This window comes from Cyclobacterium sp. SYSU L10401 (genome assembly GCF_010993705.1).
Lineage (GTDB): Bacteria > Bacteroidota > Bacteroidia > Cytophagales > Cyclobacteriaceae > Cyclobacterium.
The window spans coordinates 295,804-312,868 of sequence record NZ_WOFO01000005.1 but is presented as its reverse complement, the minus strand read 5'-3'; the positions used below and the strand labels follow the sequence as shown (position 1 = coordinate 312,868).

Genomic DNA, 17,065 nt, shown 5'->3' with positions numbered 1-17,065 from the left:
CTTAACTTACCTTTCTATCTGAGAAAGTGTAAAATCGGGTGTGGTCACTACATTGCTTCTGTTAAGCGCCCTATCCTGTACCTGCAGTTCTAGCCTTAGGGTATCTGTTCGAAAAATACTGTTCCATCCCAGGGAAAGCATGGAGTAACGAATTTGCCCTTCAATGGCACGTGTTCGTTCTTCTTCAAGCATTCGTGGAAACCTGCCGTTGAATGTGGTGAAGTAAGGTGGATCTGACCATTTAAATTCGGTATAATTACCTCCCCTTTTTATAAAGAATTTGACAAAAATATTGTAGTAATCTTCGTTTTCTGAAACCCAAAGGGTATCCTCAATCTCTACATTATTGATCAGCGGAAAAATGACCCAATCTCTATTGTTGAAACTGGGGGCATCGTCTGGCCTGTTGCTGTAGGTAATGAAATTGCCTTGTTCATCCGTCAAATAGTTAAGTTCGTTAAAAGGAGGAAATAAATCCCTGGCATTTAACCCCAAATCCCCTTCTGCATCCCGGAAATTGAGGGTGAGGATCAGCGAGTCCGCTCCTGAGGCCTGTACAAACTCCATGTTGTTGAAGCTGATATCCGGAATGCTGGGGAAATCATCGGGCGGAGAAATACAGCCTCCCCAGACGGACAGGATGAGCAGGATGATGATATAATGATTTTTTAACTTCATGGGTAATCCGTAATTTTACCTTTGGATCAGTTAGCTGTAAAAATGATCAAATTTTAGGTTTTACCATAAAATAACGATGAATTATTTTAAAAGTTTTAGCGAAAAAATAAATTCAGGTAAAATCGGGGATTTTACGACGACAGCACTTGAACTGTTCCGTTTTCAATCCAGGAATAATAAAATCTACCGGGAATATATCAAAGCCAGGCAGGTTAAGCCTGAAAATGTTAACCGGATAGAAGATATCCCGTTTCTTCCGATTTCTTTTTTCAAGTCAGATAAAATAGTTTCTGGTCCTGAAGATCAGTTTGATCAATATTACTCCAGCAGTGGTACCACAGGTCAGCAGCAAAGCAGGCATTATATTTGGTCCAAGGAATTTTATCTTTCCCATGCGCAGCGCTTGTTTGAAGCAGTGTATGGTTCCCTGCAGGATTTTCACGTTCTTGCCTTATTGCCCTCCTATATGGAAAGAGAGGGTAGTTCCCTGGTAGATATGGCTGCCTTTTTTATCGACAAAAGCAGGTCTGCGCATTCCGGCTTTTACCTGAATGAGCATGAAGCCCTGTTAGAAAAAATCAGCTTGCTTAAGTCAGGGAGGAGGAAAGTTTTGTTGATAGGGGTTACTTTTGCCTTATTGGATCTTGCAGAGAAGCTATCCGGGCAGTTGGATTGTAGCCATTTGATCATTATGGAAACAGGAGGGATGAAGGGAAGGCGAAGAGAGATGATCAGAGAAGAGGTTCACGAAACTTTGAAAAAAGCATTCTACTTGGAAAACATTCATTCCGAGTACGGGATGACGGAGTTGATGTCGCAGGCCTATTCACCCGGAGAGGGTAAGTTCTGGGAAACACCAAGTCTTCGGGTACTGATACGAGATGCCTACGACCCTTTTCATATGGTGAATGACAGATCTGGTGTCATCAACATCATAGACCTGGCAAATGTACATTCCTGTGCGTTTATTGAAACACAGGATTTGGGAAGAAAAAACCCTGACGGAAGTTTTTCTGTATTGGGAAGGATGGACAATAGCGAAATCAGGGGTTGTAATTTAATGATAAATTAATTTTGTATTTAAATACTAATTATACATATTTGAGCGTAATATCTTATGACTATGAAAACAATAATGACAATTTTGGTGGCAGGTGCGATTTTGATATTGTCTTCTTGTGCTTCCAGCAAGCCGTGTCCGGCTTATGCCAAGACTTCGGATGTAGAAGTGAGGGGATGATACGATAGGGTTTAGTAATCGGCGTACTTTTTGATGTCATCGGCGGAAATATTTTTCCCACCAAGGATTACCAGTCTTTCGATAACATTCCTTAGTTCACGAATGTTTCCCGTCCAGGGAAAGTCCTGAAGTTTATTGATGGCCTGGGGATCAATCTCCTTTTTGGCTGTCCCATATTCTGCAGCGATGTCACCCAAAAATTTATCTACCAGAAGCGGAATGTCCTCTTTCCTGTCCCTGAGGGGTGGTACCTGGATCAAGATAACGCTGATTCGGTGGTAAAGGTCTTCCCTGAAATTCCCTTCAGCAATTTCCTTTTTCAGGTCTTTGTTGGTAGCAGCCAGGACCCTTACGTCTATTTTGATGTCTTTGTCACCGCCTACCCGGCTCACCTTATGCTCCTGAAGGGCCCTTAATACCTTTGCCTGGGCGGAAAGGCTCATGTCTCCGATTTCATCCAGAAAAATGGTTCCCCCATTGGCTTGTTCAAACTTACCCTGGCGCTGCTTCATGGCAGAGGTAAAGGCACCTTTTTCATGACCAAAAAGCTCACTTTCGATCAATTCGGAGGGGATGGCAGCACAGTTTACGGCAATAAACGGCGCAGCTGCCCGGTTGCTCTTTTCATGAACCCAATGGGCCACAAGCTCTTTTCCAGTCCCGTTTGGCCCGGTGATCAGCACCCTGGCATCTGTAGGAGCAACCTTTTCGATCGTATCCTTTACCATGTTAATGGCTTCAGAATTACCTACCATATCCAGTTTTTTGGACAGTTTCTTTTTCAGGACCTTGGTTTCCTGCACCAGGTTCTTTTTATCCAATGCGTTTCTTACCGTCAGTAAAAGGCGATTCAGGTCGGGGGGTTTAGGGATAAAATCAAAGGCCCCCTTTTTGGTGGCTTCAACAGCCGTTTCGATAGAACCGTGAGCCGATATCATGATGAATTGAGGCTGCCTGGCAAGTTCGCCTGCCTTTGTCAACACCTCAATTCCATCCATTTTTGGCATCTTGATATCACAAAGGACAAGGTCAAATTCCTCGTTTTTGATCATGTCGAAACCTTTCTCCCCATCCTGGGCTTCGAAAATCTCATATTTTTCATATTCAAGAATTTCTTTTAGGGTGGACCTGATGACTTTTTCATCGTCAATTATCAATATTTTGGGCATGTTTTACTGGCTTTCCGTTTTTTTGTAAATAATAAAATGTGCAGGCCTGTAAGCCGGGTTCTGTGTCTTCTTTCGAAGCGTTTGCCATTTATCTGGTCTTTCCTTCACAGAAAAGATCTAACGACCTACCCACTTCGGTTTCCCGGATACCGGGATTGGACGAGCAGCCCTTGGACCGAAGCCTATTTGGTCTTTCAACCCATAAGGTTTGCCATGCGGTACCGGTCACCCGTTACCCGGTGGGCTCTTACCCCACCATTTCACCCTTATCCCTAAGCCGGCATATGCCGAAAAAGAGACGGTATATTTTCTGTGGCACTAGCTGTTATCCTGGTTTTGGCAGGATACCTTCCCGTTAGGAAGTATGGTGCTCTATGTTGCCCGGACTTTCCTCTTTTCCTTATCTGGTAAGGAACAGCGACAAACCAGCCTGCACGGTGCAAAAATAAATGAAATATGGCCATTAATCCCAAATTCCGCTGCTTTTATTATTTGATAGATTATTACTATTGAAAAATAATTATGTTTTGATTTTACAATAGGGATTGGCTTCTGCTTTATTCGGATTGAATTTAAACAAGGCATACATTTGTCTTATTAAAAAACAGTCTAAATAAAAACAAATAAAACTGCCTATAAACGGTTTTTTAGATGAACAGCATACGCTTACTTTCAAGCAATAGGATGTCCGGTTTCGGGAGGTGCTTCCTGGCCATGATTTTTTCTGTGGTAAGCTGCCTTCATGGGTTTTCAATAACCACCCCTGAAAATGGGCGACAGATTGTGATTCAAGGCACGGTAAAATCGGATGAAGGAGAACCTATTCCTTATGCGAACATTCAGGTAATAGGGACGGTGAAAGGAACTTTAACAGCTGTAGATGGCAGCTTTAAGATATTTGATTTGGAAAATGGTGATTATACGCTTAAAATCTCAGCCATTGGTTTCAAGCCCATTTATAAGGAAATAGCCATTTCTGGTGGGGAAGCACAGGAATTAAACCTGTTTTTTGAAGAAATCGGTGTTGAAATGCCTCTAATCTCTGTCATATCCAATAAAGACAGGGTTTTCAGCAGGGTGCCGGGTTCGGTCTCCTACATTGATGAAAAGGAAATCAGAACGATTCAACCGATTAGTGGAAATGAAGTATTGCGAAGGTCTCCGGGAGTTCATGTGGTAGACGAAGAAGGATTGGGTATGCGGGTGAATATTGGGATCAGGGGATTGAACCCGGATAGAAGTCGTTCTGTGTTGGTGATGGAGGACAGTGTGCCCGTGGCTTTGGCACCCTATGGAGAACCAGAGATGTATTATTCTCCTGCCATAGACCGCATGGCAGGCATTGAGATCTTGATAGGCTCTGGACAAATCCTGTATGGCCCCCAAACCATAGGTGGAGTGGTAAATTACATCACGGCCAGCCCTCCTTTGGAAGAGGAAGGTGCTATCCGGATACAAGGAGGACAGGGCGGATTCTTTAGTGGTTTATTGAATTATGGCAATACTTTTGGAAACACAGGGGTTCAGGTGAATTTATTAAGGAAGCGGGCCGACGATATCGGACCTACTTCCTTTGATATTACCGACTTGAACGCTAAGTTTTTGTTTGATACTGGCGCAAAATCCGAATTGGGAATGAAAGTCGGTGTATATGACGAGTCCTCTAATTCCACTTATATAGGACTGAACCAGGTGATGTATGATCAGGGAGGGATGGACTTTACCAGGCTTGCCCCTGATGACCGCCTGGGGGTGTCCAGGTATTCATTGAGTTTTAGCCATCAATACAGGATCAGTGAAAAAATTAAACTAAGAAGCATTGCTTATGGGTACAAAACCACCAGGAATTGGAATCGCCAGGATTTCTCTATCAATAACGACAACCAGGCGCCCTCTGATTGGACAGGAGTGATGTGGGGAGACATGGCAATCCCCGGAGGAGCCATTTTTATGAGGGATGGAACAGGTAACAGGAACAGGGAATTTGAAGTGGTAGGTTTTGAGCCGAGACTGGAAGTGGCTCATGACTTGTTTGACCTGGAAAATGACTTAATATTTGGAGCCAGAATTCTGTATGAAAGGGCATTTGAGCAAAGGATCAATGGCACCAAAGCAGGCGTCAAAAGCGGTGATCTGGTGGAAGATGAAGTCCGCACGGGCCATGCCTTTAGCGCATATGCCCAAAATAAAATCAACCTGACCGAAAAATTTGAACTGAGTGCCGGTTTGAGAATGGAAAGCTTTAATTATGCCAGGGATATTTTTAGGAGAAATTTCCCCGAAATTGGAATAAGGGATACTTCCTTGTTGGCTCAAAATAATATCATGGAGGTAATTCCGGGATTAGGGTTTAACTACAGACCATTACAGCACATTAACGTTTATGGGGGTATACACAAGGGTTACGCCCCTCCCAGAACAAAGGATGCGATAACTTCAACAGGAGATGTATTGGACCTGGAAGCAGAGAAAAGTTGGAATTTTGAGCTTGGTTTTAGGGCTGAACCTTCCAGCTGGATGTATTTGGAAATGACCGGTTTCAGAATGGATTTTAGCAATCAAATCATTCCAGTATCAGAATCCTCGGGAGGAATGGGCTTTGGTGTAGTCAATGGGGGAGCTACCCTTCACCAGGGAGTTGAATCTGCTTTTTTGGTCGATTTAAGCCGGTTGTTCAGTCTAAAGAGGACTAAATTGAACTACGATTTAAATCTGGCCTATGTAAACGCCATTTTTTCTGAAGACAGGTTTAAGGGAGAATCGAACATTAAGGGAAACAGAACCCCCTATGCCCCGGAGTGGATGATCAATTCTGCCTTGACTTTTGAAACCAACGAGGGGTTATTGTTCAGGTTGGGAGGTAATTATGTTGGTAACCAATTTACTGATGAGGTCAATTCAATCGAACCCTCAGCCAATGGAAGATCGGGAAAAATTGCTTCCTATGTTGTTTTGGATGGCATGTTGGCCTATCAGGTCAGCCAATGGAACAGCCGATTTAACATTTCAGTAAAGAATTTGGCGAACGAAAGGTACATAGCAAGCAGAAGGCCTCAAGGCATCAGGGTGGGCTTACCCAGGTTGATCACCTTGGGCTATGAGTATAAATTTTGATTAATTCAAAACAATCTCAAGTCTCGCTGGTTTATTTATTGTAAGGCTTTTACAAGCTTTTCTTCATAGTGCTGGGTTATGCCGTCTCCTTTCGGGGGCGGCATTTTTTGTGTTTTGACCTGATTTTCCTTTTAGGGAACAGGTCGTTTTTGTGAGGGATGAAATAAAAAACTAACTTTGCAAAAAAAAGTAATGATAGTAGTCGGTAAAGCAGTAATCAGTGATGATATTAAGGATCATTTCTTCGTTTGCGACCTGGAAAAATGTAAGGGGGCCTGCTGTGTGGAAGGGGATGCAGGTGCTCCCCTGACCGATGAAGAGACCGGAATTCTGGAAAAAGAATATTCCTCCATCGCACCATTTATTTCGCATGAAGGGAGGGCTGCAGTAAGCCAAAAGGGAACCTGGGTAATCGATCAGGAAAACGAAAAAGGGACAACTACTATTGGTAAGAATGGGGCCTGTGCCTATGCCATCAAAGATGAGAAGGGGATATTGAAATGCGGTATAGAGCAGGCTTATAATGCAGGTAAAACGGATTTTAAAAAACCCATAAGCTGCCACTTATACCCCATTAGAGTTACAAAATACGATGAGTATGATGCCCTGAATTATGACAGGTGGCAGATTTGTGATCCAGCCTGCCATTTGGGAAGATCTCTGGGAGTCCCCTTATACAAATTTTTAAAAGATGCTTTGGTAAGAAAGTATGGTGCGTCCTGGTACCAGGATTTTTTAAAGGAAATTGAAGCACAATAGTAATTTTTGATTAACCTTTTAGTATATCTTTAACGGCTTCTTTTTGAATTTCTTATAAAGCTTTTTGTACTTTTTTATAAAATCTATTTTAAAACTTTTTGTAAAGTTTATAAGGCATTGAAAATCTTGAGAATCAGGGTTTTTATTTTTTCTCCAACTCCTTTGTAAATACCAGATAATTCTATTTATTACTTAAAGTAATTATATTTTATAATATATAATTTAATATATGTAAAGTGTATATTACTTAATATCAAAAAATAAAATACCTTTAATTTAGGTCATAATACAATAAATAGGGATCAAAATAAATGAGTTTATCTGACGAGTTGGTTTGCCTGCTATTGATGCGTAGATCGATCTTGGCCGGCGGGCATTCGCAATAGAAATCCTCACCATATCCTATGTTAAACCACTATCGAAATAGCTTAATTTGCATGTTGATTGCCCTTTTCTGGTTATCGGGTGTGAAAGAAGCGTGGTCTGCGCCGATTATCCGGGATGTCTTTGTTTTTTCTGAATGCGAAAAAATGGCATCTATTCGTGTCAGAAACGGAGTGGCCCCTTACACCTACGTGTGGAGTTTTGATGGAAACATTGTTCAAACAGATGCAGATCTGGGTGAAAGTGACATGAGCACGATTGAACAGGCGCAGGGTGGGGATTATAACCTGACTGTGACTGACAGTGAGGGAAATACCTATTCCGAAACCATTAATTTCTCCGGAAGCACCAATTTCATTTTAAATATTCTCTACGAAGAAAATCAGGAATGCGAAGGAGAAACATTCGGTCAGGTATATGGTACCATTGAGAATGGAATTGCTCCTTTCACCATCAATTTTTTTGATGAAAGTGATGCGCTTGTTTTGACCACCGTTCTTAATGGAAGAACCCTCGATATGAACGGAGTTCCGGCGGGGAGCTATTTGGTTGAAGTGATTGACGCTACCGGTTGTAAGGAATTGACCACCGTAGAAATAGATGAGGTTGAGCCATTGACCCTGGCACCTGCAACGGGTGCAGGTACTTTTCCAGAAACATGTGAGGCCAATGGCGGAGTGACTTTTGATGCTGCTGATTTTTCAGGAGAGGTAGCTTTCAGGATCAGAAGAGCCAATGGTAGCTATGCCACAGGATGGCTGACAGCTCCTGCAGGTCAGGTCAGGTATGATGAGCTCGAAGCAGGTGATTACGTATTGGAAGTTATTGATGATTTCAGGTTGGAGGATTGCCCGGAGGAGTTGGTTTTTAACATAGCCAACGAACAGCTTCTGGAGATGGAGCTTTCTACTTCACCTATCAGCTGTTTTGGCGATTCGGATGGGGTCATTCACCTGGAAGCAGAGAGGCTGTTTATGGGGTTTGCCTATCCTCCTGATGAAATAACAGTTGACATTCTGGACCCCGCAAACAACCTGGTGGTCACAGGGGAGGAGGTTTCCATCGGTGCTTTTTCCGGAGAGGCTGATTTTACAGGACTTTCGGTCGGGGAACATACAGTGATTGTACGACACGGCGGGGATAATTATCCGGAATGTACCCTGACCTATACCGTAGAGATTGAAGCTCCCCCCGCGGCCCTAACTGCCAGCCTGAGTAGTACTCCTGAAATATGTTTTGGGGCAAGTGATGGTACCGCTACCGTCAACCGATCTGGAGGCTGGGGTGGGTATACTTACTTGTGGAGTGATGGACAGACCAGCAGAACCGCTACCGGACTCTCTCCCGGAGACTATTCGGTCAGGGTTATGGACAGTGGAGGCTGTTACATTGATCTGGATGTTACCGTTGATGGGCCGGCAGAGGCAATCTCCGGGGATATCACCCTGCTCTCGGGATTGACCTGTGTGGGATCCAATGATGGTTCAGCCAGGGTTTCTGATATTCAGGGGGGCTGGGGAAATTACAGCATTGAATGGAGCAACGGAGAGACAGGCCCTGAGGCCACGCAGCTTCCGGCTGGAACCAATGTGGTGACTGTACAGGACGAGGAAGGCTGTGAGCGCACCTTTAGCATTGACGTGCCTGTTCCCGATGCACCGGACATCAGCTATACCCCTGCTGAGCCAACCTGTTTCGGGGCTGCTGACGGCAGTATACGGGTGCAGATTTTTGATGCCTCCACCACCTATACAGTAACAGTAAACGGGGAGGTACAAACGGGCACTGACTTGCTTTTTGAAGGACTTGCGGCAGGCCAACATGAAGTACAAGTGGCTTATTCATCGGTATGTAATGTGACTACTTTTGTTACCGTTGATGCTCCCGATGAGTTGATTATCAATGAAGACAATCTGACCATCACACCGGTAAGCTGTACCGGTGCGGAAAACGGGGCGATTTCAGGAATTACGGCAAGCGGAGGCACGGGAAACCTCACTTACCAATGGGAAAAGGAAATCAGCGGGTCTTTTCAGGAATTGGTTGGAGCGTCCGGACTTTCATTGGACAACCTTTCAGGTGGAACTTACCGGTTGAACCTTAGGGATGAGAATGATTGTGCCATTTCCAGAGATTTTGTGGTAGATGAGCCGGATCCATTACAGGTAGGTGATCCCCTGGTCACTGATGTAAGTTGCTTTGGCAGTGCAGATGGGGCGATAAGCTTTACCGTTACCGGAGGCACCGCCCCCTACACCTATGCCTTAAACGGAGGAGCCCAGCAATCAACATCAAGCAGTCCGATAGAGCTTACAGGTTTGGCTGCGGCTACAGATAATTTTATAGTGGTAACAGATGCCAATGGATGTACCGTTCCGAACATCAACTTTGATATTCTGGCACCTCCGGCCATTGTGATAGCTGATATAGACATACAGGCAGCCTCCTGTTATGGACAGGGAAATGGGAGCATACATCTGGATATCAGTGGAGGTTCCGGGAGCCTGGGTTTCGAATGGTTCCTGGCATCCGATCCGGCCACTGTCATTGCTACAGATGAAAATTTAACCAACAGGTCCCCGGGAGAATATCTTTTAAAGGTGACAGACCTGAATCAGGCTGGTTGCGAGGTTCAGGAGACCTTTATAATTCCAGAAACCCCTGAGCTGGAATTAAGCCTGGATGGAGAACCTGTAGATGTTTTATGTTATGGAGAAAGTACAGGAGCGATTGGCATTGCCGTGGAAGGAGGAACAGGCAATTATACCTTTGCCTGGGAGGGCCCGAATGGTTTTACATCTGACCAGCAAAACCCTTCTTCTCTTGCAGCCGGTCTGTATCAGGTAAGGGTTACCGATGAAAATGGGTGTTGGAAACAATTGACTGATATCCTGATCAGTGAGCCTTCATCTGCTGTTGCTGTTAATTTATTGAATAAAGTAAGTCCAAAGTGCCATGATTCGGAAGATGGACGGATAGAAATACAGGTAGGTGGAGGTAAGCCCAGCTATCAGATAAGTTGGGAAAAAGCTGTTTCTCCCGGTGTCTTTGTAGCCATTCCCGGATCATCCTTGACCCTTTCAGGGATCGGATCGGGGACTTACAGGGCATTGGTTCAGGATGCCAATACTTGTGTAGCTACCCTGGAGGTGGATCTGGTAGCTCCTGATCCCCTGCAGGTGAATCTGATAGACAGACAGGATGTTTCTTGTTTCGGAAGGAACGACGGTCAGATCAGCCTGGAAGTAACAGGGGGATCAGGTGTATATTTTTTTGATTGGGACCATGGATTTATCAATCAAAACCCGACAAATCTGGGGGAAGGGACCTATGGAGTAACTGTGAGGGATGCCAATGGCTGTAGTTTTAGATTAGATAACATACAAATTGACCAACCTGAAGCCCTTCAAATTGAGGTGGATGAGGTAATGGCTCCAAGTTGTGGGTTGGATGACGGAAGGGTATCCGTATCTTTTACTGGTGGGGACCCTCTGACGGCCAGCAGCAGGTGGGTGGAATTGTCTACGGAGACAGTAGTGGCAGAGGATCAGGATGAAGTCTCCGGACTGAGTCCCGGGTATTACCGGATAGAATACAGTACGGGGGCGAATTGTACCGTCACGACCACGGTTAATGTACCAGGCCCCAGTAGCCCCTTACAATTGGTAACCAATTCCCAGGATGCGGTTTGTCCAGGAGAAAGCGGGATTATTTTTCTGTCTGCCTCCGGAGGAGTGCCCGGCTATACCTTTTATGTGCTCAATGGTGGAGTTTGGGAAGAAGCTTCAGGATCAATTTTAGCAGGTTTACCAGCAGGGGATTATGATGTTAGGGTAGATGATGCTTCAGGTTGTCAGGATTTTGATGTCATTACCATAGATGAACCCGACCCTCCTGTTTTTGATGCGGAGGTAAGCGCACATGTCTCCTGCTTTGGAGAAGATGATGGAGCCATTACCTATAGCGTTACCGGAGGCACAGGCGCTTATACGGTACAATGGTATAGGGAAACGGCTGTGGGTGGAAAAAGTCCTGTGGCGGACAGTAACCTGGGGAATCTGATAGCAGGGACTTATTTTATGGAAATAGTCTATTCCGGAGGATGCACCGTTACTTCCCCTGATTATGTCATCACCTCCCCTGAGCCCATCATTCATGATACTGATTTGGATCAACCCGTTTGCAACGGTGATTTGGGTTTGTTTACCATTACGTTTAGTGGAGGAAATCCCGGAAAAAGGTTGTCGGTGAGCGGCTCCAATGGCTACCTCATGAGCCATGATGATGAAATTTCCGGTACCTATACCTTCGAAGATTTGGAACCCGGTAATTATTCCTGGCAGTTGGAGGATTCATCCTGTCCGTTGCTGGAAGGAGATTTTACAGTTGAGGCTGTCACACTTCCGACCTTTACCAGCAGCCAGCAGGATATTTCTTGTTTTGGAGCTTCCGATGGCAGCTTGGAAATTTTATCCCCTTCGGTGCAGGCTGGCAGGACCTTCTCTGTTTGGATCAACGGGGTGAGCCAGGGAAGTCAAACCTCATTTTTCAATCTGAATCCTGGTTTTTATCAGGTTTGGCTGCAGGACAATAGGGGTTGCCAATCCGAACCACAGGTAATTGAAATCACTGAACCCGATAGCCCGCTCGCCATCGAGCAACTGGAGGTGATTCCAGTCACTTGTTATGGAGATCCTTCAGGATCCCTGAGCTTTGTAATAAATGGGGGAAGACCCAATTACCGGGCAGTGCTTACTCCGGATGGAGGAACCGGGATTCCATTGGTGGGATTAGAGGCCAATGAAACCTATGACTATTCAGGCCTTTTATCAGGAACCTACACATTGGAAGTTTGGGATGACAATGATAATTGTACCATTTCAGAAACCATTACCATTACCCAACCGGACCTTTTGACTGCAGATTTAGAAGCAGGGTTGGTCCTTTGTGCCGGGGGCACTACCTACCTGGAACTTACAGTGGAAGGAGGGACCCTGCCCTATGTATATACCTGGGAAAAGTTTGAGCCTTCTGCCGGTTCCTGGCAAATCCTTCCGGAAACCGACCGTAACCTCACCGGTATACAAGCCGGCGAGTACCGGTATACTGTGACGGATGCCTCTTCCTGTTTGTTGCTCTCAGAGGAAGTTACCATTGAGGACGCAAACGAGATTGATATCAACTTTTCTGCTGAAGCGATTTCCTGTTATGGAGGGACGGCACAGGTTATCCTTTCAGCCAGTTCGCCAGGAAAGGATAGCTTTACTTTTTTTGTCAACGGAAGCCAGGTATTTGGGGACAGCTTTATGGCTCAGGCCGGGACCTATTCAGTTTATGCGCAGGACAACATCAGCGGTTGTGTTTCCGAAGAAGTATTTATCACCGTAGAACAACCGGCGGCTCCTTTAGCATTAAAGGACTTTTCCTGGCAGGATTTGAGTTGCTATGAAGCTGCAGACGGCAGCCTGTCTTTGGTTCTGGAAGGAGGAACTGCACCCTATACCGTGGTGGTGAATGGGAATACCTATGCAACAACTGAAGATGAAGTACTCCATATTGGAGGACTAATGGCCGATGTGACCTACGATTTTGAGGTAACGGATGCCAATGGTTGTATACTGGATATTCCATCCAAAACCTTGCAGCAACCCCTGCCCTTGCAGGCAGCCGTCACGGCACCGGCCATAAGCTGCTTTGGAGGAACTACTACCATAGACCTTCAAATTACCGGTGGGTTGAAGCCATATCGCATTTCCTGGTTCTATTCTACGGACGGGATAGACTTTGCACCCTCGCCTTCCCTTGAAGACGAGACCCTGCTGCTGGATGTAGCACCGGGCTATTACCGGTATGCCATTGCAGATGGGGCTTGTGGTGACCTGACCGATACGGTGCAAATTGAGGCACCTGCTGCTGTGGAACTGGACGCCGTCAGTGAAGCTGTTTCTTGTTTTGGAGGCAGTGATGGTGGAGTGGAGTTTTTGGTTTCGGGGGGTACCGGATCAGGCTACAGGATATTTTTTAATGGAGTGGAAGTATCCGGAACCGACATCAGTGGATTAACTGCCGGAACCTACACCGCGTTTGCCATGAATGGCAGCTGCCGGTCTGAAGACATTTCAATAACTGTAGGACAACCTGCAGCTCCCTTGCAAGGGCAGGTCATTTTTCCTGAGGACTTGGCCTGTCATGGAGACGAGGCAACGGTCAGTCTGAACCTGAGTGGCGGAACTGCCCCATACAGGATTAACTTTAACGGGGAAGAAAGGACACTGGCACTTGCCGGAGACCTTACTTTTTCCGGAGTGGCTACCGGAGTATACACATTTGAGGTGGTAGATGATGCAGGCTGTAGCTGGCAGGAAGATATTAGCATCGCATCGCCGGATCCTTTAAACCTTTTCACCGAAAATGCAATGGATGTCAGCTGTTTTGGAGGGGAAGATGGTTCCATCAGCGTGCTGGCTTCCGGTGGGACAGGAAGTTTCACCTACAGGTGGTTGAATGCAGCTGATGAAGAGCTGGGCACCGGGAGGCATATTTCAGGGCTTGGTGCCGGAAGTTACCGGGTGGAGGTAAGGGATGAAAATAACTGCCTCCTGACCCAGGAATATGTATTGGTGGAACCTGAGCCAGTGGAATTTACTTTTGCTGTGGAAAATGTAAGCTGTACCGGTTCGCAGAATGGCCAAATTACGGCCACAGGTTCCGGCGGAAACCCGGATTACCGTTTGGTGATCAACGGAATCCAATACCCGGGCATGGTGGTCAATGGGTTAGCTGCCAATACCTATCAGGTAATGGTAATGGATGCCAATGGCTGTACCTCTGCTCCTCAGGAGGTAGTTGTGGAAGAGCCTTTACCGCTGCAGCTGGATGCAGATGTACAGGATGTAAGCTGTTATACTGCGAATGACGGAGCAGTTAATTTGCGGGTGGAAGGTGGTACAGCCCCTTATCAATACCGCTGGTCAGACGGCAATACCCTTTCTGAAAGAACAGGTATGGCGCCAGGGAATTATGAAATTATAGTCACTGATAGCAATGGTTGTAAGATTAGGGATCAGGTATTGGTCGTCCAGCCGGATGCTTTGCTGGTGCAGGCAGATGTACAAGCTGTTAGTTGTTTTGGGGGCAATGACGGGGAGATTCGGCTGGATATAAGTGGCGGAAACGGTTCTTATGCTGTCAGGTGGGAATCCCTTGCTACTGGTCTGGAAATAGGAAGCGGACTGTCCATACAAAATTTGGAGGCAGGCAGGTACCTGGCCTTGATCGAGGATGCCAATGGTTGCACTATTCAAAGGGAATACGAAGTATCAGAACCTTCAGCTCCCTTATCGGTGGTTCCTTTGGTAACGGATGTGCGTTGCGCCGGGGAGGAGAGAGGCGGTATCAACCTGGTGGTTTCAGGGGGGACTGCCCCATACAGTTTTAATTGGTCTTCAGGGGAAATTACCAGTTCTATTTCCAACAAAAGTGGGGGAGCATATCAGGTGCAGGTAAGGGATGCAAAGGGCTGTTTGTGGACAGATAGTATTGTGATAGAAGAGCCAGAGCCGGTAGGGGTAGCAGCCACCATAACTGATGTTTCCTGTAAAATGGGTGCAGACGGTGCCATAGACCTGGAAATTACCGGGGGTACCGGTGAGCCACGTGTTCAATGGAGCAATGGCATGACGGGGACAGCCATATCAGGATTGCGGGCAGGACAATATACCGCTTTCGTATTGGATGGGCAATCTTGTTTTGATAGCTATACTTTTCAGGTCCAAGAGCCTGAGGAAGCATTGACCGTGTCTGGTAGCGGAACTTTCGAACTGTGTTTTGTGGAGGATGTGGTAACCTTAAATCTGGAGGTAAGCGGGGGTACTGCTCCTTACCAGTACGCATGGTCTCATGGAGCTACCGCAAAAGACCTGTATGACATGGCACCTGGAAATTACGAGGTGACTGTTACTGATGCCATGGGCTGTACCGTAATTCAGGCTTTTGAGGTGCCTCCGCCTTCTTCTCCGATGGATGTGTCCATTTCTGGTAAACTGGGTGTTTGCAGCGTCAATGAAAGGGGAGAAGCCAGCGTGACGGTTAGCGGAGGGATGGCACCTTATTCATTTTTGTGGTCCAATGGAGCGACCACTTCCACCATTGAGAACCTGAACCCCGGCACCTATAGCGTGGATGTGACGGATGCAAAAGGTTGTGTGGTGAGAAGGGATGTAGAAATCATCCGGTCAAGGGACCTGCATGTCAGTCTGGAAGACATACAGGGTGTATCCTGTTTTGGTGCCAGGGATGGAAGCATTAGCATCCGCATTCAGCCAGACTCCAGCCCATTCCAGATCGCCTGGAGCAATGGGGTGGAGGACCAACTGTCAATATCGGGTCTAGGACCAGGCATCTATACTGCCACCATCACCGATGAGGCAGGCTGTGTCACATCGGCTGCCTATCAGGTCCGTGAACCGGAAATCCTGAATGTATATGAAACCATAACAGATGTAGACTGCCAGGGCAATGGTAATGGGAGTATTTTTCTTGAAGTAAGTGGAGGAACCGCTCCTTATACTTTTGCCTGGTCCAATGGGGCGACGAGCAAGGATATCCGTAACCTGGAGCCGGGTTCCTATTCTGTGATGGTTACCGATAGGATGGGCTGTTCTACAGGGGGTACCTATACGGTGGCTGAACCCGAACTTCTTGATGTGACCATATCACAGACAGAAATGCTTGCCTGCCATGGCGATGAAAATGGATTCATCAATTTGGAAATCACCGGAGGGGTTCAGCCCTACAGGATTACCTGGAGTGATGCTCCGGAGCTGGGTACGCAAAACAGAAATGGCCTTCAAGCAGGTAGTTACACTGTCCTTGTGACCGATGACAACAATTGTACTCAGGTGAACACCATTGTAATAGAGGAGCCGGCTCCCCTGGAGGTGGAACTATTCACCAGGTTTGATGTGGATTGTGAGCTTAAAGTGCTAACAGGCGAGGCCTGGATTGAAATTAACGGAGGAACCGGCGAAGCCTACCAAATTTCGTGGAATACCGGAGACCAGAATGTAATGGAAACCCAGTTTTTCGAGGATGGTGTTGTGGAGGTGCGGGTTACCGATGAAAGCGGATGCAGCATTGAAGTGGCTGAGGTGGTGACCATGCCCCTGGCTTTTTCTGAGGCTGAGTTCTTATATACGGTAATATCTACCGGGGTGGAAGGTGAAATCCTTGTCAATGATCCGGTCCAATTCAGAGACCAAACCCTGGGAAATGTATTTACCTGGGAATGGGATTTCGGGGATGGCAGTAAGAGCAATGACCAACATCCCATCCATAGCTATTCCAAACCCGGCACCTACACCATAAGTTTAACCACTTTTGATGTACTGGGTTGTGTTTCGGAAACCAGCCGCACAGTGGAAGTGGTGGCCTCCTACAGGATACTGATTCCGAATGCCTTTTCACCCAATGACGATGGGTTGAATGATCGCTTTTTACCCAAGCTAAGGGGCATAACAGATTTTGAAATGCATATTTTCAATAAGTGGGGAGAATTGGTGTACTCTTCCTTTAGTCAGGAAGATTCAGGCTGGGACGGAAGATTGAATGGCAAGATGAGCCCCAACGGAAATTATGTGTATAAAATCAATTATGTTTCTGTAGATGGAGAGGCAGGGACTAAAACAGGTGTGTTTACGCTGATTTACTAAGGGGAAATATA

Annotated in this window: 6 protein-coding genes and 1 other RNA gene; 4 read left to right on the top strand and 3 right to left on the bottom strand. The window is 46.1% G+C overall.

Features of this window, described 5'->3' with window-relative positions:
* Positions 1 to 6 precede the first annotated feature (6 nt).
* Positions 7 to 678, bottom strand: coding sequence for a hypothetical protein (locus GL182_RS14415; RefSeq protein ID WP_163380374.1), 672 nt, complete (start codon positions 676 to 678; stop codon positions 7 to 9).
* A 76-nt stretch (positions 679 to 754) separates the two neighbouring features.
* Here GL182_RS14415 and GL182_RS14410 point away from each other — a divergent pair, with 76 nt between their 5' ends.
* Entirely contained in the window at positions 755 to 1,750 is a 996-nt protein-coding gene (locus GL182_RS14410) for an acyl transferase (RefSeq protein ID WP_163380373.1), read from the top strand.
* A 179-nt stretch (positions 1,751 to 1,929) separates the two neighbouring features.
* Here the strand turns inward: GL182_RS14410 and GL182_RS14405 are convergent, their stop codons facing one another.
* Together GL182_RS14405 and rnpB are read right to left on the bottom strand one after the other, a co-directional pair.
* Positions 1,930 to 3,087, bottom strand: coding sequence for a sigma-54-dependent transcriptional regulator (locus GL182_RS14405; RefSeq protein WP_163380371.1), 1,158 nt, complete (start codon positions 3,085 to 3,087; stop codon positions 1,930 to 1,932).
* A 33-nt stretch (positions 3,088 to 3,120) separates the two neighbouring features.
* Positions 3,121 to 3,524, bottom strand: an RNA gene (gene rnpB / locus GL182_RS14400) — RNase P RNA component class A.
* 214 nt (positions 3,525 to 3,738) lie between these two features.
* Between rnpB and GL182_RS14395 the strand changes: the two genes are divergently transcribed.
* From GL182_RS14395 to GL182_RS14385, 3 genes are all read left to right on the top strand, one after another.
* A complete protein-coding gene (locus GL182_RS14395; RefSeq protein ID WP_240469841.1) occupies positions 3,739 to 6,201 on the top strand; it encodes a TonB-dependent receptor in 2,463 nt (820 codons plus the stop codon).
* 192 nt (positions 6,202 to 6,393) lie between these two features.
* Positions 6,394 to 6,960 (top strand): DUF3109 family protein, encoded by a 567-nt coding sequence (locus GL182_RS14390; RefSeq protein ID WP_163380470.1) that lies wholly within the window; start codon positions 6,394 to 6,396, stop codon positions 6,958 to 6,960.
* Between the two features lie 437 nt (positions 6,961 to 7,397).
* Entirely contained in the window at positions 7,398 to 17,054 is a 9,657-nt protein-coding gene (locus GL182_RS14385; protein WP_163380370.1) for a gliding motility-associated C-terminal domain-containing protein, read from the top strand.
* Positions 17,055 to 17,065 lie beyond the last annotated feature (11 nt).